The sequence below is a fragment of the Candidatus Dactylopiibacterium carminicum genome, from assembly GCF_014736495.1.
Classification (GTDB): Bacteria; Pseudomonadota; Gammaproteobacteria; order Burkholderiales; family Rhodocyclaceae; genus Uliginosibacterium; species Uliginosibacterium carminicum.
The window spans coordinates 107,858-125,554 of record NZ_MDUX01000002.1 but is presented as its reverse complement, the minus strand read 5'-3'; the positions used below and the strand labels follow the sequence as shown (position 1 = coordinate 125,554).

Below are 17,697 nucleotides of genomic sequence, written 5' to 3'. Positions count from 1 at the left end.
GTGATGGGGGCGGACAGGCGAGGGCGGCTTCCCCCCTATCTGTGCGCATCCTATGCGCTGCTGATTCTCTACGTCTGCCTGTTCCCGCTTGCGGGCTGGCAGACGCCCGTGGGGTCGCCTTTCTCCTTCTTGTTCGAGCCCTGGCAGAAGTACATCTCGTATTCGGACGTCTACCTGAATGTGCTGGGCTATCTGCCGCTGGGCTTCATGCTCGCGGCGACGCTTCGTGGGCAGCATGCTGTGGCCGTGCTGGCCTGGGTGACGCTGGTCAGCTTCACGCTCAGCTTCAGTGTGGAATGTCTGCAGTACTACCTGCCCAGTCGTATTTCCTCCAATCTCGATCTGGCCACCAATGTGCTGGGTGGTGTGCTGGGGGGTATGGCCGGGCTCTGGGGGGGGCGGGTATTTGCCCCGGATGGCTGGATCCGTCGCTGGCGTGAGCGCTACATCCAGCCGGGGCATCTGGGGGAACTTGGGTTGATCCTGATCGCGCTGTGGTGGCTGACGCAACTGGAGCCGCGCTCGCCCCTGTTCGGTACCGGCGACCTGCGATTCCTGTTCGATCTGCCGGCACCCGTAGCCTTCTCTGCGCGCCGTTACATGTTGCTGGAGCTGGCGGTGGCGGCCTTCGGCACGGTCAGCGTCGGCCTGCTGGTGCTGCGCTGCATGTGCTTGCGCCGTTTCCACGTGGTGGTTCTGGTGCTGCTTGCAGGCTTGGGCTTGCGTTCCCTCGCGGGCGCGCTGTTCCTGGTGCCGCCCGATGCCTTGCAATGGGCAGGCAGCGGTGCCTGGCGCGGGCTGCTGATCGGGCTGGCGGCGCTGGCGGTGGTCAGCCGGCTGCCACGCTGGAGCCAGCACAGCCTGGCCAGCCTGACCCTGCTGTGTGCCACCGCGCTGATGAACCTGATGCCGGACAACCCGTTCATCGATGCCTCCGTGCGCACGCTGCAGCAGGGGCATTTCCTGAGCTTCCACGGACTTACGCGCCTGACTGTTGCCGTGTGGCCCTTCCTGGCGCTGGTCTTCCTGTCGGCCCAGGCGACCTTGTCCCGCCGCTGAGCATTGCCGAGAACGGTTTATGCGTGGTCCTGTACAGGCGCTTTGCCTGTGCTTGTTCAAGGAGACGGTCATGATCATCGAACGTGATATGCATGAGTCCCCGTGGGAATGGCCGACCAGCGTAGAGATGGACGCCGCCGGAGAAGCAATGGGGGCTGGCGCAACCCGTCCGCCCTTGCCGCTGGTGATGCCACGGCTCCAGGAGCACGATTTCACGCGCGGGGAAGCGTCTCGCCGCGATTGAAGCTGCAGCGTCAGCGGCTATCATGTGCGCCCCTGACGCTGGAGCTTTCCCGTGCCCACCCTCCTGCACAGATTCGATGCCTATGCGCGCCTGATGCGCCTGGATAAGCCCATTGGTTCGCTATTGCTGCTGTGGCCGACCTATTGGGGCTTGTGGGCAGCCAGCGCCGGTGCCTTTCCTGATTTCGCCTTGCTGCTGATCTTCACGTTGGGCACCATTTTGATGCGTTCGGCCGGTTGCGTGATCAATGATTGGGCTGATCGCGATTTTGACGGCCATGTGGAGCGCACCAGGCTTCGCCCGCTGGTTACGGGTGAAGTCGGCGGATGCGAGGCGCTGGTGCTCGCTGCGGTGCTGGCCCTGCTGGCCTTTCTGCTGATTCTGCCCTTGCCGGCGCTGGTGCTGTGGCTGTCTGTGCCCGCCCTGTTGCTGGCAGTCAGCTATCCCTTCACCAAGCGTTTCCTGGCGATTCCGCAGGCCTATCTGGGCGTGGCCTTCGGCTTCGGCATCCCGATGGCTTTTGCTGCGCAGCTCGGCAGCGTGCCGCCGGTGGGTTGGCTGATGCTGCTGGCCAATGTCTTCTGGGCGGTGGCCTATGACACCGAGTACGCGATGGTGGATCGCGAGGATGATCTCAAGATCGGCATCCGTACGTCGGCCATCACCTTCGGCCGCCATGATGTGCTGGCCGTGATGCTGTGCTACGGCGCATTTCTCGGTCTGATGTGGCTTGCCGGCGAATCGTTCGGTGCCGGCTGGCCCTATCGCGTCGGGTTGGCCGTGGCAGCGGTGCTCGCGGTTCATCACTTCACGCTGATCCGTACCCGCAGCCGTGACGGCTGCTTCAAGGCATTCCGGCACAACAACTGGCTGGGCGCGGCGGTGTTTGCCGGTATGGCGGCAGACCAGTTGTTGCGTGCGTCCAGTCTGTAACCAGGAGCGTTGCTGCCCATGTATCGACCCGAGCATTTCAAGGAGACGAATCCAGACGAGTTGCACGCCATCATCCGGCAGCATCCGCTGGGAGTGCTCGTCACGCATTCGGCTGCGGGGCTGGATGCCAATCACCTGCCTTTCGAATTCGTGGCCGGACGCGGCGCACTGGGCTCGCTGCAGGCGCATGTCGCGCGAGCGAACCCGCTCTGGCAGGAGACTCCGGCCGGTACGGAGGTGATGGTCGTGTTCCGGGGGGGCGCAGGCCTACGTTTCTCCCAACTGGTATCCCTCCAAGCAGGAGACTCACCGACAGGTGCCGACCTGGAACTACGAAGCGGTTCATGCCCACGGGCGGCTCCGGATCATCGATGAGGAGAAGTTCGTGCGCGGGCTTGTCGGCCGGCTGACGCGCGAGCATGAGCGCAGTGAAGCCGCTCCCTGGAGGATGAGCGACGCGCCCCGCGACTTCATCGACCAGTTGCTGGCACAGATTGTCGGTATCGAGATCGAGCTCACCCGCCTGGAAGGCAAGCGCAAGCTCAGCCAGAACAAGGATGCACGCGATCGGGAAGGCGTGATCCACGCCCTGCGGGAAAAGCACGAGCACGGGATGGTCGCCGCGATGGAAAGGCCCGCGTCTTCTTCCGATTGAAATGCAAAAGGCCAACCAGGCGGGTTGGCCTTGCGAAGGTACTGCTGGAATCCTGCGTGGAGCGGGCGATGGGAATCGAACCCACGGCTCTAGCTTGGGAAGCTAGGGTATTACCATTATACGACGCCCGCTCTGCTGCCCCGATGCAGGGCAGGGCGCGATTGTAAGGGCGCTCCATCCCCGGGCGCAAGCTGGGGCCTCTGCACGGCGTGGTAGACTCCGCCGCTCGCTGGCCGTGACGCGCCGGCCTGGAACCCGATCATCATGCTGCACATCACCCTCAACGGCGAAGCACGCGAAATCGCGCCGGCTTCCACTGTCGCCGATCTGCTCGCGGAGCTCGACCTGATCGGCAAGCGTGTCGCGGTCGAACGCAATGGTGAGATCGTGCCGCGTGGGCAGCATGGCGCTACCGTGCTGGCCGAGGACGATGCCCTCGAAATCGTCGTGGCCGTGGGCGGCGGCTGAAACGCCGGGCCTGCCCTTGCCCTTCCTGGAGAACACCATGCAAGACCCGTTGTTGATTGCCGGCCGCGAATATCATTCCCGCTTGCTCGTCGGAACAGGTAAGTACAAGGATTTCGACGAGACGCGTGAGGCCGTGCTGGCTTCCGGCGCGCAGATCGTCACCGTGGCGGTGCGCCGCGTGAACATCGGCCAGAACGCGGGCGAGCCCAGTCTGCTCGAGGCATTGCCGCTGAAGGAATTTACCTATCTGCCCAACACCGCCGGCTGCTATACCGCCGACGAGGCCGTCCGCACTCTGCGGCTGGCGCGCGAACTGCTGGATGGTCACGATCTGGTGAAGCTGGAAGTGCTGGGCGACCAGACCACACTGTTCCCGAACATGCCCGAAACGCTGAAGGCCGCCGGGACGCTGGTACGCGAAGGCTTCAAGGTCATGGTCTACTGCTCGGACGACCCGATCCAGGCGAAGATGCTGGAGGATATCGGCGTCGTCGCCGTGATGCCGCTGGCTTCGCTGATCGGCTCCGGCATGGGCATCCTGAATCCCTGGAATCTCCAGCTGATCATCCAGCATGCCAAGGTGCCGGTGATCGTCGATGCCGGCGTGGGCACCGCCTCGGATGCCGCCATCGCCATGGAGCTGGGCTGCGATGGCGTGTTGATTAATACCGCCATCGCCAAGGCACAGCAGCCAGTGCTGATGGCTGGCGCGATGAAAAAGGCGGTGGAAGCCGGGCGCGAAGCATTCCTGGCCGGACGCATGCCGCGGAAGTTCTACTCCGCGAGCCCCAGTTCGCCCACCGCTGGCCTGATCGGGAGCTGAGCCGGCTATGCGTTACAGCGGACAGCTGACGGTCTGGAAGGACGATCAGGGCTTCGGGTTCATCACGCCGGATGGTGGAGGGGAGCGTGTTTTCTGCCATATCAAGGCATTTCACCGGGATGCATCCCGTCCTGCTGAGGGCGATTCCCTGACCTACGAACTCGCGTTCGATGAACGGAAGCGCCTGCGGGCCGCCAACGTCCGGCGGGCAGACGAACGGATTCCGGAAGCGTCTTCGGCACAGGGGCGCAAGGCACCGGCATTGGCGGCCGTGTTCTGCCTGGCGCTGGTCCTCGCATCGCTCGCCGGTCTGCTGTCGTTCTGGGTGCCGGTCTATTGCCTGGCGCTTTCGTTCGCCACCTATATTGCCTACTGGCTGGACAAGAAGAAGGCGCTGAACGAGATGCGGCGCACGCCGGAGAGCAACCTGCATCTGCTGGCCCTGATCGGTGGCTGGCCAGGCGCGTTGGCTGCCCAGCGGATCGAGCGCCACAAGAGCCGCAAGCCAGAATTTCAGCGGGTCTTCTGGTTGACCGTACTGCTCAACTGCAGCTTTGCGGGATGGCTTTTCTTCCCGTCGGGGCAGGCATTCCTGAAGACTCTCGGACTATAACCAGCTGCCATGACCGATCCCATCCAAGATCAAGACAGCCCGCAGGGCGAGCCCGGTGGCCGTTTCTCGCGCCAACCCATCCGTTCCTTCGTGCTGCGCCAAGGGCGCATGTCCGATGCGCAGAAGCGTTACATGGAAGAGCTGTTGCCCCGTTACGCGATTCCGTACCGCGTGCAGCCGATCGATTACCCTGCCGTGTTCGGTCGTGAGGCCCCGGTGGTACTGGAGATTGGCTGTGGCATGGGCGACACGACCGCGAAGATCGCCGCCGCGTGCCCGGAAACCGATTTCATCGGCATCGAGGTGCATGGCCCCGGCGTGGGTAACCTGTGCAAGCTCATCGACGAGCAGCAGCTCACCAATCTGCGTGTGATGCAGCACGATGCCACCGAAGTGGTGCGCGACATGGTCGCCCCCGCATCGCTGGCTGGCATCCACGTCTATTTCCCGGATCCCTGGCCGAAGAAGCGTCACCACAAGCGCCGCATCCTGCAGCCGGATTTCGTGCATCAACTGGCCGAGCGTCTGTCGCCCGGAGGCTATCTGCACTGCGCGACCGACTGGGAGGAGTATGCGCAATTCATGCTGGAGACGCTGTCCGCCGAGCCATTGCTGCAAAACACTGCTGCTGACTACGCCCCGAAGCCGGATTACCGGCCGCTCACCAAGTTCGAGGCACGTGGCCTGCGTCTGGGGCATGGCGTGTGGGATCTGGTGTTCCGGCGGGTTTGAGGATCAGGTTTGAGTTTTGCCGCAGAGGACGCGGAGGTTCGCTGAGTTGCAATCGATTGGGCGTATTCCGACAAGTGCTTGAAAGATAGCGGCAGGATGCGAAATCCGCTCACCCTTCGATACCCTGGAGCCTGCCCTTGACCTGATCCGGGGGGCGAACGGACTTCGGTTCAGGCATACCGGCTGCCACAGGCCCGTTCATGCTGAGGTATCGAAGCATGAACGGGCGCGCGGAGAAGCACATGGCCTTTTACGTCTACATCCCGAGATGCGCTGACGGCAGCTATTACACCGGCCACTCGGATGATCTCGAAGCGCGCATGCAAATGCATGTCACAGGGGCCATCAGAACCTGCTACACGGCAAGCCGTCTGCCAGTGAGTCTGGTTTTTCAACAGGCTTTCGCTACACGTGAAGAGGCCGTGGCGGCTGAACGGCAGATCAAGGGCTGGAGCCGGGCCAAGAAAGAGGCGATGATGAAAGGCGATTGGGGTGAAGTTGCGCGCCTGTCCAGAATCTGAGCTGTCCGCCCGTGAGTGCTTCGATACCTCAGCACGAACGGGGTTGTACGTGTGAACGGGAATGTTTGAGAGTCCGCCTATATGAGCCTTCCTGCTTCGCTTCCTCCCACCCGTATCCTCGGCATCGATCCCGGCCTGCGCATTACCGGCTTCGGCGTGATCGAGCGGGTCGGCAGTCAGCTGCGCTACATCGCCAGTGGCTGCATTCGGACCCCGGACGGGAGTCTGCCCCAGCGCCTGAAAGTGATCCTGGCCGGCGTGCAGGAAGTGGTGGATACCTATCATCCGGCCGAGGCGGCGGTGGAAATCGTGTTCGTGAACGTGAATCCGCAGTCCACGCTGCTGCTCGGGCAGGCGCGGGGGGCTGCGATCTGTGGGCTGGTGAGCCGTGATCTGCCGGTGTCCGAATACACCGCGTTGCAGGTCAAGCAGGCCGTGGTGGGGTATGGCAAGGCCAACAAGGAGCAGGTGCAGCACATGGTGAAACGTCTGCTGCAGCTCGAGGGTGACCCGCAGGCCGATGCCGCCGATGCGCTGGCGGTGGCTATCTCGCACGCACATGGCGGCGCGGCGGCCGGCGGACTCGTTGCGATGGCGAAGACCACGCGTCGCCGGGGCGGCCGGCTGATGGCCCTGCCCGGGCAGAAGTAGCGCTGTCGGCTTCAGTGCTCTCGGGTCGGGGAACCAGACTTGTATCAGGCCGGCATGACGGCGCCGGCCCTCGTGCGTTGCCGGTGTTGGCCCAGCCACGCCACGCCGTAAAGGATCGCGAAGCACAGCGCGATCAGTGGAGCGTCTACCCGCCAGTCGTGCGGCTCGGTTTCACCGCCGAGCGTGGCCAGTGCCAGCAGCACGATCATGAGGTGCGTGCAGAACACGGTGAGCGAGGATTGCCCGAGCGTGACGAGGAAGCCAGGCTTCCTGATCCTGGCGGCCAGCGCTGGCCCGTGATGCATGATCAGGATGGTCAGCGCAAACAGGTTGATCATCCGTAGCGGCCCCAGCGTCCATTTTTCGAACAGCAGGTTGAGCGGGCTTTCCATGCCGAAAGGGTAGGGGCCGGCGAGGTGGCGCCAGCTCAGGAACGCCAGCGCGAGTGCCCATGCAATCCGGACAGCGGAGCGGGGGATGCTGAAGACTTCGAGTTGCCCCTGGGCTTTGGCTGCGCCGAGCCAGAGGCCGATCACCCACAGCAATTGCCAGGCCCAGAGCGCGAATGAGCCTGTCTGGCTGACCGGGACTCCGATCCCGAACGACTGGAACAGCGTTTCGTACAGCCACACGCCGAGGCCGAACTGAGCACCGAACCACAGGGCCACGCTGGCCGTCAGGATGGTGCTCCAGCCGTTGCGCATGCCCCAGGTCATCAGCCACGGGCTGATCAGCATGAACATCACGTAGATCGGCAGGATATCCAGCAGCGGCGGTGTGTAGAGCAGCACCAGCGCCGCCAGCGTGGCTGTCAGCGGGGCGTCCAGATAGTAGGACAGCAGTCCTGTGGCGGCCACCTGTCTGGTGTAGCGAGCCAGCCCCGCGAACAGCGTGAAGGCGAACAACATCAGCCCCAGGTGGCACAGGTAGACCTTGGCCGAACGCCGCAGCAACGCACCGCGCATCACGCCCGCACCATCGCGCAGACCCTTGCGCCCATACACCAGGGCCGCCATGAAGGCGGAGAGCAGCACGAAGCCCTCCGCCGCGGAAACGTAGCCGAAAGGCTGGCTGGCGGGGGTGGTCAGCGGAGAGGGCAGATGCGTCAGCGTCATCAGCACCAGCATTAGTCCCCGCAGGGCATCGAATTCCCAGAGTCTTCGCATCATGAAATCCAGACGGCAGACACTTCCTGACAGAGGTGTGCCGCCGAATGTTCCGGCCGTTCGTCCGGGGCGAGGATTTTCTCCGGCGCAGGCTGCGCCATGACAACCTCCATGGCGGTTCGTGCGTTCTATCGGGCGCTGGTGCCGGATGTGCCAGAATTCCCGGCAGACAGGGAAAGGCAGGCGCTGTGTCGCGCCGCTTCAGGGAATTCATGGCGTGCCTGCCGGTCTGTCCCGCGAAGGGAATGCATCTGTTGTCCGCATCGCCTGATCCGGCGCACCACGGGGCGAAGCCCTCAGGCATGGCCGGAATGCTTACTCACAGAAGGAAAGGTATTGAAACGATGATCAGTCTGGGCAGACGCAAAACCCTGCTGGCGGCGACAGGTCTTGTCGCCTTGCTGCTCGCTCCGTTTGGCGCTGCGGGCGCTTCGCCAGACACCGGGCGACCCTTCTCGTTCGAGCGATTGGTCGAACGTGCCCAGCAGGCTTCACGCCAGGCCTATGTGCCGCCTTACCGGCCGGCACCGGACGTGGTCCGCCGTATCAATTACGAAGAACATGGCAAGCTGCGCTTCAAGACCGATCAAGCCCCCTATGCCAAACCCGGGCAGGGCGGCGCCTATCCGGTGACTTTCTTCCACCTCGGAGAACTGTTTGCCAAGCGGGTGAACATGTATCTCGTGCGCGATGGTGTGGCACGCGAGTTCGGCTACAACCCGAGCCTGTTCGAAATGCCGGCCAGCAGCCCGGCACGCCAGTTGCCGCGTGACTCCGGTTTTGCCGGTTTCCGCCTGCAGGAATGGAATGGCGCGTCCGACTGGCGCACGCAGGATTGGGTCGCCTTCCTCGGCGCCTCCTATTTCCGCAGCATCGGCGCTTCCGGCCAGTACGGGCTGTCGGCGCGCGGGGTGGCGGTCAACCCGGCGGTTGCCGGCATGCCCGAGGAGTTTCCCGACTTCACCGAGTTCTATATCGAAGAGCAGGCAGACCCCGCCGCACCCGTCACCATCAGTGCCCTCCTCGATGGCCCCAGCATCACCGGTGCCTATCGTTTCAGGCTCACACGAGGGCTGGAGCGCACCAAGGGCGTGACCATGGAGGTCGAATCCCGTTTGTTCCTGCGCCGTGATGTCGCCCGTCTGGGCCTGATCCCGCTGACCTCGATGTTCTGGTTCGGTGAATACGGCCACGAGCGCATCAACGATTGGCGTCCCGAGGTGCACGACTCCGACGGTTTGGCTCTGTGGACCGGCAATGGCGAGCGTATCTGGCGTCCGTTGAACAACCCCGCCGGCATCACCGTTTCCACCTTCCAGGACGAAAATCCGCGCGGCTTCGGCCTGCTTCAGCGCGACCGCAACTTCGATCACTACCGTGATGGCGTGTTCTACGACCGCCGCCCCAGCTTGTGGGTGGAGCCGCTCGCGCCGCTGGGCAAGGGGCAGGTGCAACTGCTCGAAATCCCGACCGACGACGAGATCCACGACAACATTGGCGCCTTCTGGGTGCCGGCGGGCGAGGCAAAGGCGGGCAGCCAGTACAGCCTGCACTACCGGCTGCACTGGCTGGATAACGAACCGTATCCGGCAGAGAACATCGCCCAGACCGTGGCCACCCGCATCGGCCGTGGTGGCGAGCCGGGCAAGCCTCGGCCGGCCGATGAATACAAATTCGTCGTCGAGTTCGACCGGCCTAGCGTGATGCGCCAGATTCCGTGGGGCGTGTTCACTGAAGTGGTGTTCAGCACATCCTCGGGCAAGGTGATCCGCTCCTTCTCCGAACCGGTGCCCGGTGGCAATGTCTGGCGCGCCACGGTCGATCTGTCCGTCGAGCCGGAACGCATCGCCGAACTGCGTATGTACCTGGCGCTGGATGGCAAACCGTTGACCGAGACCTGGCTCTACCAGTTCGACCGCCGCAACATCCTGCCCCGCCCCTGATGATCTGTTAGCCGAAAACATCGTTTGGCCACCTGTTCTGGACCCGATGGACGAAAATCGGTTCTTGTCCGGTGGCCGGGCGGCTAAAATCGGCCACTTTTTGCTGGAGAAGGCGATGGAAAGTCGCGAAGAAACCCTGGTGGACGTGCGTCGCGCCATGGCCGAGGCCGAGTGCCTGGTTGACGGTCGGCAGGTCGATCGCGCGCTGGATGCGCTGGCCCGGCAGATCACCGAGAAGCTGCACGACAAGGACCCGCTCGTATTCGTCGTCATGAACGGCGGTCTGGTGCTCGCCGGTCGTCTGCTGCCCAAGCTGGATTTTCCCCTGCAGCTTTCCTACCTGCACGCCTCGCGCTACGGGCATTCGCTCAATGGCACGCTGCTCGACTGGCGTGTGCGCCCCACGCAGGATCTGCGCGGCCGTACGGTGCTGGTGCTGGATGACATCCTGGATGAAGGCTGGATGCTGCAAGCGATCCTGAACTTCTTCAAGGATGAAGGTGCGGCAGAGGTGCACTCGGCGGTGCTCATCCACAAGATCCACGAGCGCAAGGCCTATCCCGGCATGCGCGCGGATTTCACCGGCATCGACGTGGCCGACCGCTTCCTCTTCGGTTGTGGCATGGATTACAAGGGGTACTGGCGCAATGCGCCGGGGATTTACGCGTTGAAGGGCTGTTGATCGCCTGGCGCCGGAGACCGCGGCGGGTAAAAGGCTGTCCACGGTTTCGCAGTAAGACCGTGAACAGCCTCTAAGGTAGAATCCGCCCCCTGTTACCCGTAACGAGGATTTGACGTGAGCGCAGTGACCGGTTTGAGAACCCTTTCCAGCCAGACCCTGTTCAAGAAGGGCGACGTGTTCGTGCTGTTCGGCGAACTCTTCGGCCGCGGCTACGCCAATGGCCTCGTGAACGAAGCGCGTGCCGCCGGCATGACCATCATCGGCATGACCGTGGGCCGCCGCGAAGCCGATGGCAGCCTGCGCCCGCTGAATGCCGAGGAGCTGGCCACGGCGGAAGCCAATCTGGGCGGCAGGATCGTCAACGTGCCGATGATGGCTGGCTTCGATCTGGACGCACCTGCCGGTACGCCCACCGTGACCGCGCTGGTCAATGAAATGGGGCTGAAGACCTGGCAGGAAGACAAGCTCGACTGGGCCCATGTGAATGCCTGCCGCGAACTCGGCGTGGCGCGTTTCAAGGCAGCCGTGGCCGAGGCCATGACCCAGCTCGATGCGCTGATCCCGGCTGGTGCCAACGTCTTCTTCGCCCATACCATGGCTGGTGGCCTGGTCAAGGCCAAGGTCTTCCTGGCGATCGCCAACCGCATCTACAAGGGCCGTGGCGACCGTTTCATGTCCTCGCGTGCGCTGCTCGATTCCGACCTCGGCAAGCTCAACCTGATGAACTTCGACGAGGTCACCCCCAATACCTTCGGCCACCTCATCGACGGTTCCGCCGCCATCCGTGCCCGCATCGAGGCGGCCGGCCAACAGGTGCGCTACACCGCCTACGGCTATCACGGCACCGAAATCCTGATCGGCGGCGAATACACCTGGCAGACCTATACCAACTACACCCAGGGCTACGCCAAGAAGCGCCTGGAAGACATTGCCCGCGCCGCGTGGGAAAAGGGCGTGAAGGCCACCGTCTTCAATTGCCCCGAGATCCGTACCAACTCGTCGGACATCTTCGTCGGCGTCGAACTCTCGCTGGTCCCCTTGCTCAACGCCTTCAAGCGCGAAGGCTGCGGCGCGTGGGGCGAGGCACAGTGGGCCGCCTGCCAAGGCCTGCTGCAGGATGGCAGCCCGCTGGCCGCGATCCTGGAACAGCTCGACACCTACAACCAGGACCCGGTGATGATCGGTTTCCGCGACTTCGCCGCCTGGCCGATGGACAACACGCCGGCGCTGGCGGATCGCATGATCGGCACCGCCGAATCCATCACGGCCCAGCACAAGGATGGCAAGGCGCTGATCACCGATCACCTCAGCGCACTGGTGATCGAAGCGACTGGCCCGTTGATGTTCAACGAAGCCGCCCAGCCCACCGGCCCGGTGCTGTGGCTGTCGCATGATGTGATTGCGAAGCAGTTGGCGAAGCTGCACGGCTGATCCGGCGACGCCCAATGCAAACAGCCCGCGTAATGCGGGCTGTTGCGTTTCAGCGCAGCGCGGAAGGCAAGGTCCGAGCTTTCCCGCTCGGCTTCATCCCGGCGAAAGCCGGGATCCAGCGACTTCATCCCTGCTGGAACGCTGATGGATTCCGGCTCGGAATGACGACAAAGCCTCGAGTGCGCGGCATCTTGCGTTGCCGAGCAGTGCGTCAGAAGCGATAGGTCGCGAAAATGCCGTAGGTGTTTTGTGCGCGGCTAGCCGTGATCGGGCTGTCTGCCGCGTCGCCTTGCAGACGCGCGAAGCTGGCGCGTGCCGCGAGGCCCCATTGGCGATCCAGGGCGTACTCCGCGCCGACCGAGAAACGCAGCAGGTTGAGGCCGCTCTTCGCGGTGTAGGTGGGCAGGCCGGAGCGGGCACTCTGCCCGGAATCGATGCCGAAGAAAGTCTGGGTGTAATCGCTGTCCGCCCAGGTGAGGCCAGGGCCTGCCGAGAGTGCGAGGCGCTCGGTCACGCGGTATTTACCCTCGACATCGAAGGTGGCGAGCACGCCCTGGTCCTTGCCGCTGACATCTGCAGAAACGCTGCCTGCAAACGTCAGCCAGCCCAGCATCGTGTGCGAGGCGAACAGTGCCGCGCGCGTGGCGTTGTCGATGTCGCCAAGCCCACGCAGACGTTCGTCGTCCGATTCCTTGCGTGCCTTGGAGAAGCCCACGCCGACGGCCAGGCCGATGCGTGTGTTCGTGGAGCGATAGAGATGGGCGCCGAGGCCGGCAGGCGCGCCGGATCCTGGTACGCCGCCGATGAAGTAGCGGCCGTAGCTGGCGCTGATCATGGGCACGAACTGCGTTTTGCGCTCGCTGGCGCCCGGGTACTTCGGCCGGTTTGCCGCACCCGCCCCGATCATGAATTTCCAGCCGTCGTCCGAGGCGGCGTCAGTCTTGGTGGCGGGGGCTGCGGTTGTGGTCTGCGCATGGGCTCCATGCCAGATGACCGTGCTTGCGAGGGCCGCTGCCGTCAGGCACAGGGGGCGATTGATGCGCATGGGATTCATCGGGATGGTCGTAAAAGGAGTTAAAGGAGAAGCGAAAGTCTCCCACGGATGCATTCCGGGGTCTGTGTCCCGGATGTAAAGAAAGATGAAGTGCGACCGATGGCGTCTCGACCTGCCCGTGTCAGCGCGAGGGCTGGCGTTCTTCCGGGCGTACGGCACTCCAGGCGCGCCGACTGCTCGAAGCGGAAGACGAGGATGCGGGAGGCCTGGGTGGGCGTGGTGGCTGGACCAGAACCGGCACGGGAACATAGACCGTGCCTGCGCCCCCGCGGAGGATGTTGTCGGCTTCCAGCGCGCAGTCCGTGCCGCGATTCTGTTCGCAGCGTTCGATGAGGCGCTGGCGTTCCGTTGCACTCGTGCCGGTGGTGACGGCCGGGCGTGAGATGGCGCTTGCCTGGCTCGGTGTCGCCAGCGTGGCATCCGGCGCGGTCTGGGGCGGCAGGGCCGGAACGACGGATACGCCATCGCGCACCGGCTGCGCCTTGCCGTTGATGGGGGGCGTGTCGCTGTAATGTACGTGCCCTTCCGCATCCACCCATTTGTAGAGCTCTGCCTGGACGAGGCCGGCGAGCAGGGCGAGCGTCAGCAGGGCAAGGAGTTTCATCTGCGTTCTTCCTGAAGTGTTTTCTTCATTGTGGATCGCGTCTGGAATATTGCCGCCTTACTCTCCGGTGGTTTCTGACGCCGCTTCCGTGCGCAGCTTGAAACCCAGCTCCAGTGCTTCCAGCGGCACATCGCGCACGATGAAGACCAGGCGCGTGTCGCGGTCCTCGTCGGGCCAGGCTGGCAGTGAGAAGCTGGGATAGCGTTCCTGGCGCACGCCATGGACCACGCGTGGTCCGGGCTCTCCCGCAATGGCGACCAGGCCCTTGATGCGCAGGATGCGCTCGCCAGCGAGAGACAGGATGAAGTCCAGCGCATCGCTGAAGACCGGCCAGGTGAAGGGCTCGGTGAAACGCAGCACGTGGGTTTCCACGCGTTCGTCGTGGCGCACGGCGCTCACGCTGGCGGTGCGGCGGCCAAACGCGGAGGCGGTGCGTAGCCGCGTCTGTTCGGCGGCGGCCGTTTCGCTCAGCCAGCGCAGCACATCTTCGCCCTTGCTGGCGGGATCGTAAAGCGCCATGCCGGTGAGCAGGCCTTCAGGCATGGCGCCGGGGCGGCTGCGCCACTGCGAGGCCAGCGGGTTGAGGCGGCGCACGCGCGCTTCGCCGTCGGCCAGTTCTTCTTCATCCAGCAGGTCGCACTTGGTCAGCACCACACGGTCCGCCATCGCCACCTGGCGCACGGCCTCTTCGTGCTGGCCCAGTTGCCAGGCCACGTTGCGTGCATCCACGGTGGTCACGATGCCATCCAGGCGGAAGCGCTCGGCGAGGAAGAAATCGCGCATCAGCATGTGCGCCACCGGTGCCGGATCGGCCAGCCCGGTGGTCTCGATCACCACGCGGCGCAGATCCTTCACCTCGCCGCGCAGGCGGCGCATGAAGAGATCGCGCAGGCTGCGCGAGAACTCGCCGCGCACCGTGCAGCACAGGCAGCCGGATTCGAGCAGTACCACGTCTTCGGTGACCTGCTCGACCAGCAGATGATCGATGCCGATGGCACCGACCTCGTTGATCAGCACGGCACAGCCCGCCATCTCTGGCGCGCGCAGCATGGCGTTGAGCAGCGTGGTCTTGCCACTGCCGAGAAAGCCCGTCAGCAGTGTGACGGGGATGCGGGCATCGTTTTCAGAATTCATTCTGCAGGCGCTTGTAGCCGGCCACGAGTTCGTTGTTGGTGCGAACCACGTCTTCGGAGAATTCGGTGGCCGAGGCGGTGACCTTGGGGATGGTCTCCAGATCGGTGTCCGGATGGATGTGGGTGGTCGAGGGCACGTAGAAACCTGCCGGCAGGTCCAGCCCGTCCACCACCGAATTGTGCCGTACCACGCAACCTTCGCCGATCTTGCAGTTGAACAGCACGCTGTTGAAGCCGATGAAGGCGCGGCTGCCGACTTCGCACGGGCCGTGCACGATGCTGCGGTGGGCGATCGAGGTGTGTTCGCCGATGAGTACGGCGGCACCGGACTTGGAGTGGATCACCACCCCATCCTGGATGTTGGAGTGCGCGCCGATCACGATGGGATCCATGTCGCCCGTGGCATTCAGCTCATCGGCACGGATCACCGCGTAAGGGCCGATGAAGACGTTCTCATGGATGATTACCTTGCCGCAGATGATCGCGGTGGGGTCGACGAAGGCGGATTCGTGGATCTGCGGCAGATCGCCGCTGGGGTTCTTGCGGATCATGTTGTGGATTCTCTCGGGGGAGGGCGATCACGGATGGGCGCGCCGCCCGTGGGGGAATGTGTCGGGTTTTCGCTCTGGCGCATGACTGTGGCGAGGACGATACCCGGAATTCTAAGGCGCTCACCCGGAGATGCAACAGTGTTGCGCGTAGGGTCATGAAACTGGCGGCAGGCGGAGCCCTGGGATGCGACAGGCCAAAACAGCCACTATCACTGCTGAGTGGGCTCGCCGTCCCCCAAGAGGACGCTTTTACCTTGGGGCGCCCCGGCGGCAAAAAGCCACCGGGGACGGTGGCTTCAGATGAGTGAGCAGGGCGGCGACGAAATCCGCCCGCACTTCGATACTTCAGTGCGAACGGATTAGTGAGGGGGCGATCATTGCCACGATTCCGCTCGTGCCGAGGTATCGAAACATGAGCGGACGTCACCGCCCAGCCATCGGGCGATGGCTGGCATGAGCGAGGCTGCGGCTCTGTGAAGTTCCGCCGAGCGGTACGGGGGTCAGGGCTTGATGGCTTCCACGGCCAGGTAGAGTGTGATTTCGTCCGAGACGTAGGGCGCGAACTTGCCCATGTTGAAGTCACTGCGCTTGATCGTGGCGGTGGCATTGGCGCCGACTGCGTCCTTCTTCATCATCGGGTGCTGCTGGGCGGTGAAGTGGGTGATGGTCAGCGTCACCGGCTTGGTCACGCCCTTGAGCGTCAGCTCGCCTTCCACGGCAACGGGCTGGTCTCCCTCGAACTTCACGCGGGTGGACTTGAAGCGGATGCTGTCGTACTTGGCCGTGTCGAAGAAATCCTCATCCTGCAGGTGGCCGTTGAACACCGGAATGCCGGTGTTGACCGATTTCGCGTCGATCACCACATCCACCGACGCGGTGCGTGCTTCGCGGTCCAGCACGATCTGGCCACTGGTCTTGTCGAAGCCGTGTTTCTGCTTGCTCAGGCCGAAGTGGTTGTATTCGAAGACAGGGAAGGTGTGAGTCGGATCGATTACGTAGATTTCGGGGGCGGCGAAACTGCTGCCGGTGGCAGCCAGCAGGGCGAGCGAGAGCAGGATTTTCTTCATGAGGGGTCCTCTGTCGGGGTTGGGGTGGTGGGGCGTTTCTTCTATTTGCCGGCGGCGAGCAGGCGGAAGCGGATCTGCACCTCATCGGCCACGATGCTGGTGTCGGCCCACACGCCTTCGCCAATGGCGAAATCGGTGCGCTTGATGTTCAGAGCGCCTTCGAAGACGCCATTGCTGCCATCCTGACGGAAAGCCACCGGTGCCGTCACGTCACGCGTGCGGCCTTTGATCGTCAGCTTGCCGGCGACCTCGAAGCGGTTGTTGCCCAGGGGCTTGATGCTGCTGGAAACGAAGCGTGCGGCGGGATGCGCGGCGTTGTCGAACAAGGCTTTACCGCCGATCTCGCCGTTGCCGTCTGGAGAGCCCACGTCGATGCTTTTCACGTCGATGTCGAAACTGGCACTGCCCTTGGCGGCTTGCGCGGGATCGAAGGCGAGTTGCGCCTGGAAGCGCTTGAACCCGCCTTCCATGGGCACATTCATCTGGCGGTATGTGAAGCCCAGGCTGCTCTTGTCGGTCAGCACACGGGTGTATTCGGCCGCCTGGGCGGCGCTGACGGTGGCGGTCAGCAAGACGAGGGCGGCGAGGGACGCACGGATGTTCATGAAGGCTCCGGGGGCGGGTCAGTTACGGGCGAGAAAGGGCAGCATGCGGCTCAGCACGTCGTCCCGGTCGATCAGGTGGTGTTTCACCGCAGCCAGCGCGTGCAGCCCAACCAGCCCGATCAGAGCGAAATTCAGCCAGACGTGCAAGGCGGTAAGCTGTTTGCCCAGTTCCACATCGCGGCCGATCAGGTCCGGCAGCTGGACTAGGCCGAAATACACGGTGGGAAAGCCTTTGGCGGAGCTCATCAGCCAGCCGGATAGTGGAATCGCGATCATCAGCAGATAGAGCACGCGATGCGTCCATTCGGCTGCGGCGTGCTGCCAGGCCGGCATGCCGGCGGGCGGCGAAGGCTGTGGATGGGTCGCGCGCCAGCCCAGGCGAAACAGCGCCAGCAGCAGCAGGCTGATACCGGCCCACTTGTGCCAGGAAATGTATTGCAGCTTGGCCGGGGAAAACGGCAGCGAGTTCATGTAGAAGCCGAGCGCGAGCGTGCCGGTCAGGCCCAGCGTGATGAGCCAGTGCAGCGAGACGGCCGTCGTGGTGTAGCGATGAGATTTGTTTTTCATATTGCGTCGCAGCATCCGGGGCAGTGCGCCGAAATCTACGCAAGCCCTGCGATGCGTTCAACGCAACGGCGCGCAATTGATCATTGCAATAATTGCAATGATCTGAGGGGAACTTTTTCGGATTCCCCGTTCTTTGCGCTGAAACAACGCGGAGCCGATCTCCGGCGTCCAGACTGAAACCAGTACGGGCGCTCT

Annotated in this window: 22 protein-coding genes and 1 tRNA gene; 14 read left to right on the top strand and 9 right to left on the bottom strand. The window is 63.7% G+C overall.

The features are described from left to right. Positions 1-3: 3 nt before the first annotated feature. The 5 genes from BGI27_RS01295 to BGI27_RS18380 all read left to right on the top strand — a co-directional run bounded on the left by BGI27_RS01295 (position 4) and on the right by BGI27_RS18380 (position 2,891). Positions 4-1,059 carry a VanZ family protein gene (locus BGI27_RS01295; RefSeq protein ID WP_095523104.1) on the top strand — a complete coding sequence of 352 codons (1,056 nt, stop codon included), beginning with the start codon at positions 4-6 and terminating at the stop codon, positions 1,057-1,059. A gap of 70 nt (positions 1,060-1,129) precedes the next feature. Further along, entirely contained in the window at positions 1,130-1,303 is a 174-nt protein-coding gene (locus BGI27_RS01290) for a hypothetical protein (protein ID WP_170942994.1), read from the top strand. Positions 1,304-1,354: 51 nt separating this feature from the next. Continuing rightward, positions 1,355-2,236, top strand: coding sequence for a 4-hydroxybenzoate octaprenyltransferase (ubiA, locus tag BGI27_RS01285; protein WP_223871524.1), 882 nt, complete (start codon positions 1,355-1,357; stop codon positions 2,234-2,236). Positions 2,237-2,254: 18 nt separating this feature from the next. Next, entirely contained in the window at positions 2,255-2,611 is a 357-nt protein-coding gene (locus BGI27_RS18385; RefSeq protein ID WP_263406591.1) for an FMN-binding negative transcriptional regulator, read from the top strand. Beyond that, the gene (locus tag BGI27_RS18380) at positions 2,553-2,891 is read left to right on the top strand and encodes an FMN-binding negative transcriptional regulator (protein ID WP_263406590.1); all 339 of its coding nucleotides are present in this window, start codon (positions 2,553-2,555) and stop codon (positions 2,889-2,891) included. The genes BGI27_RS18385 and BGI27_RS18380 overlap by 59 nt, the downstream gene beginning before the upstream one ends. 57 nt (positions 2,892-2,948) lie before the next feature. Here BGI27_RS18380 and BGI27_RS01275 read toward each other — a convergent pair. Next, positions 2,949-3,022 (bottom strand) — tRNA-Gly (locus BGI27_RS01275). 133 nt (positions 3,023-3,155) lie between these two features. On the opposite strand from BGI27_RS01275, the gene thiS reads away from it, so the two are divergent. The 6 genes from thiS to ruvC all read left to right on the top strand — a co-directional run bounded on the left by thiS (position 3,156) and on the right by ruvC (position 6,699). Continuing rightward, the gene (gene thiS, locus BGI27_RS01270; RefSeq protein ID WP_223871523.1) at positions 3,156-3,359 is read left to right on the top strand and encodes a sulfur carrier protein ThiS; all 204 of its coding nucleotides are present in this window, start codon (positions 3,156-3,158) and stop codon (positions 3,357-3,359) included. A gap of 37 nt (positions 3,360-3,396) precedes the next feature. Continuing rightward, positions 3,397-4,182 (top strand): thiazole synthase, encoded by a 786-nt coding sequence (locus BGI27_RS01265; RefSeq protein ID WP_095523103.1) that lies wholly within the window; start codon positions 3,397-3,399, stop codon positions 4,180-4,182. A 7-nt stretch (positions 4,183-4,189) separates the two neighbouring features. Further along, complete coding sequence (locus BGI27_RS01260; protein WP_095523102.1) at positions 4,190-4,795, top strand: DUF1294 domain-containing protein; 606 nt, start codon at positions 4,190-4,192, stop codon at positions 4,793-4,795. Between the two features lie 9 nt (positions 4,796-4,804). Then, positions 4,805-5,527 carry a tRNA (guanosine(46)-N7)-methyltransferase TrmB gene (gene trmB / locus BGI27_RS01255; RefSeq protein WP_095523101.1) on the top strand — a complete coding sequence of 241 codons (723 nt, stop codon included), beginning with the start codon at positions 4,805-4,807 and terminating at the stop codon, positions 5,525-5,527. A 242-nt stretch (positions 5,528-5,769) separates the two neighbouring features. Further along, positions 5,770-6,048, top strand: a complete 279-nt coding sequence (locus tag BGI27_RS01250; RefSeq protein ID WP_095523122.1) for a GIY-YIG nuclease family protein — start codon at positions 5,770-5,772, stop codon at positions 6,046-6,048. Between the two features lie 81 nt (positions 6,049-6,129). Then, entirely contained in the window at positions 6,130-6,699 is a 570-nt protein-coding gene (gene ruvC / locus BGI27_RS01245; protein WP_095523100.1) for a crossover junction endodeoxyribonuclease RuvC, read from the top strand. Positions 6,700-6,743: 44 nt separating this feature from the next. Here the strand turns inward: ruvC and opgC are convergent, their stop codons facing one another. Beyond that, positions 6,744-7,868: an OpgC domain-containing protein gene (opgC, locus tag BGI27_RS01240; RefSeq protein WP_095523099.1), complete on the bottom strand. Its 1,125-nt coding sequence runs from the start codon at positions 7,866-7,868 to the stop codon at positions 6,744-6,746. Between the two features lie 341 nt (positions 7,869-8,209). On the opposite strand from opgC, the gene BGI27_RS01235 reads away from it, so the two are divergent. The 3 genes from BGI27_RS01235 to BGI27_RS01225 all read left to right on the top strand — a co-directional run bounded on the left by BGI27_RS01235 (position 8,210) and on the right by BGI27_RS01225 (position 11,921). After that, positions 8,210-9,808, top strand: coding sequence for an OpgD/OpgG family glucan biosynthesis protein (locus tag BGI27_RS01235; protein WP_223871522.1), 1,599 nt, complete (start codon positions 8,210-8,212; stop codon positions 9,806-9,808). A gap of 115 nt (positions 9,809-9,923) precedes the next feature. Then, entirely contained in the window at positions 9,924-10,490 is a 567-nt protein-coding gene (locus tag BGI27_RS01230) for a hypoxanthine-guanine phosphoribosyltransferase (protein WP_095523097.1), read from the top strand. Between the two features lie 114 nt (positions 10,491-10,604). Then, positions 10,605-11,921 carry an enoyl ACP reductase FabMG family protein gene (locus BGI27_RS01225; RefSeq protein WP_095523096.1) on the top strand — a complete coding sequence of 439 codons (1,317 nt, stop codon included), beginning with the start codon at positions 10,605-10,607 and terminating at the stop codon, positions 11,919-11,921. Positions 11,922-12,132: 211 nt separating this feature from the next. Here the strand turns inward: BGI27_RS01225 and BGI27_RS01220 are convergent, their stop codons facing one another. The 7 genes from BGI27_RS01220 to BGI27_RS01190 all read right to left on the bottom strand — a co-directional run bounded on the left by BGI27_RS01220 (position 12,133) and on the right by BGI27_RS01190 (position 17,502). After that, entirely contained in the window at positions 12,133-12,975 is an 843-nt protein-coding gene (locus BGI27_RS01220; protein WP_172425477.1) for a MipA/OmpV family protein, read from the bottom strand. A gap of 121 nt (positions 12,976-13,096) precedes the next feature. Continuing rightward, positions 13,097-13,579, bottom strand: coding sequence for a DUF4124 domain-containing protein (locus BGI27_RS01215; protein WP_095523094.1), 483 nt, complete (start codon positions 13,577-13,579; stop codon positions 13,097-13,099). A gap of 57 nt (positions 13,580-13,636) precedes the next feature. After that, entirely contained in the window at positions 13,637-14,713 is a 1,077-nt protein-coding gene (locus BGI27_RS01210; protein ID WP_095523093.1) for a CobW family GTP-binding protein, read from the bottom strand. After that, complete coding sequence (locus BGI27_RS01205) at positions 14,703-15,263, bottom strand: gamma carbonic anhydrase family protein (protein WP_095523092.1); 561 nt, start codon at positions 15,261-15,263, stop codon at positions 14,703-14,705. The genes BGI27_RS01210 and BGI27_RS01205 overlap by 11 nt, the downstream gene beginning before the upstream one ends. A gap of 500 nt (positions 15,264-15,763) precedes the next feature. Continuing rightward, a complete protein-coding gene (locus BGI27_RS01200) occupies positions 15,764-16,330 on the bottom strand; it encodes a YceI family protein (protein ID WP_095523091.1) in 567 nt (188 codons plus the stop codon). A gap of 41 nt (positions 16,331-16,371) precedes the next feature. Beyond that, positions 16,372-16,935, bottom strand: coding sequence for a YceI family protein (locus BGI27_RS01195; RefSeq protein WP_095523090.1), 564 nt, complete (start codon positions 16,933-16,935; stop codon positions 16,372-16,374). An 18-nt stretch (positions 16,936-16,953) separates the two neighbouring features. Beyond that, on the bottom strand, positions 16,954-17,502 hold the full coding sequence (locus BGI27_RS01190) for a cytochrome b (protein WP_095523089.1): 549 nt from the start codon (positions 17,500-17,502) through the stop codon (positions 16,954-16,956). Between the last annotated feature and the right edge of the window lie 195 nt (positions 17,503-17,697).

Excerpts from the sequence above, each read along its gene's own strand:
- BGI27_RS01295 (WP_095523104.1), top strand. The coding sequence starts at position 4 with ATGGGGGCGGACAGGCGAGGGCGGCTTCCCCCCTATCTGTGCGCATCC.
- BGI27_RS01290 (WP_170942994.1), top strand. The coding sequence starts at position 1,130 with ATGATCATCGAACGTGATATGCATGAGTCCCCGTGGGAATGGCCGACC.
- BGI27_RS18385 (WP_263406591.1), top strand. The coding sequence starts at position 2,255 with ATGTATCGACCCGAGCATTTCAAGGAGACGAATCCAGACGAGTTGCAC.
- thiS (WP_223871523.1), top strand. The coding sequence starts at position 3,156 with ATGCTGCACATCACCCTCAACGGCGAAGCACGCGAAATCGCGCCGGCT.
- BGI27_RS01265 (WP_095523103.1), top strand. The coding sequence starts at position 3,397 with ATGCAAGACCCGTTGTTGATTGCCGGCCGCGAATATCATTCCCGCTTG.
- BGI27_RS01260 (WP_095523102.1), top strand. The coding sequence starts at position 4,190 with ATGCGTTACAGCGGACAGCTGACGGTCTGGAAGGACGATCAGGGCTTC.
- trmB (WP_095523101.1), top strand. The coding sequence starts at position 4,805 with ATGACCGATCCCATCCAAGATCAAGACAGCCCGCAGGGCGAGCCCGGT.
- BGI27_RS01250 (WP_095523122.1), top strand. The coding sequence starts at position 5,770 with ATGGCCTTTTACGTCTACATCCCGAGATGCGCTGACGGCAGCTATTAC.
- ruvC (WP_095523100.1), top strand. The coding sequence starts at position 6,130 with ATGAGCCTTCCTGCTTCGCTTCCTCCCACCCGTATCCTCGGCATCGAT.
- opgC (WP_095523099.1), bottom strand. The coding sequence starts at position 7,868 with ATGATGCGAAGACTCTGGGAATTCGATGCCCTGCGGGGACTAATGCTG.
- BGI27_RS01235 (WP_223871522.1), top strand. The coding sequence starts at position 8,210 with ATGATCAGTCTGGGCAGACGCAAAACCCTGCTGGCGGCGACAGGTCTT.
- BGI27_RS01230 (WP_095523097.1), top strand. The coding sequence starts at position 9,924 with ATGGAAAGTCGCGAAGAAACCCTGGTGGACGTGCGTCGCGCCATGGCC.
- BGI27_RS01220 (WP_172425477.1), bottom strand. The coding sequence starts at position 12,975 with ATGAATCCCATGCGCATCAATCGCCCCCTGTGCCTGACGGCAGCGGCC.
- BGI27_RS01215 (WP_095523094.1), bottom strand. The coding sequence starts at position 13,579 with ATGAAACTCCTTGCCCTGCTGACGCTCGCCCTGCTCGCCGGCCTCGTC.
- BGI27_RS01210 (WP_095523093.1), bottom strand. The coding sequence starts at position 14,713 with ATGAATTCTGAAAACGATGCCCGCATCCCCGTCACACTGCTGACGGGC.
- BGI27_RS01205 (WP_095523092.1), bottom strand. The coding sequence starts at position 15,263 with ATGATCCGCAAGAACCCCAGCGGCGATCTGCCGCAGATCCACGAATCC.
- BGI27_RS01200 (WP_095523091.1), bottom strand. The coding sequence starts at position 16,330 with ATGAAGAAAATCCTGCTCTCGCTCGCCCTGCTGGCTGCCACCGGCAGC.
- BGI27_RS01195 (WP_095523090.1), bottom strand. The coding sequence starts at position 16,935 with ATGAACATCCGTGCGTCCCTCGCCGCCCTCGTCTTGCTGACCGCCACC.
- BGI27_RS01190 (WP_095523089.1), bottom strand. The coding sequence starts at position 17,502 with ATGAAAAACAAATCTCATCGCTACACCACGACGGCCGTCTCGCTGCAC.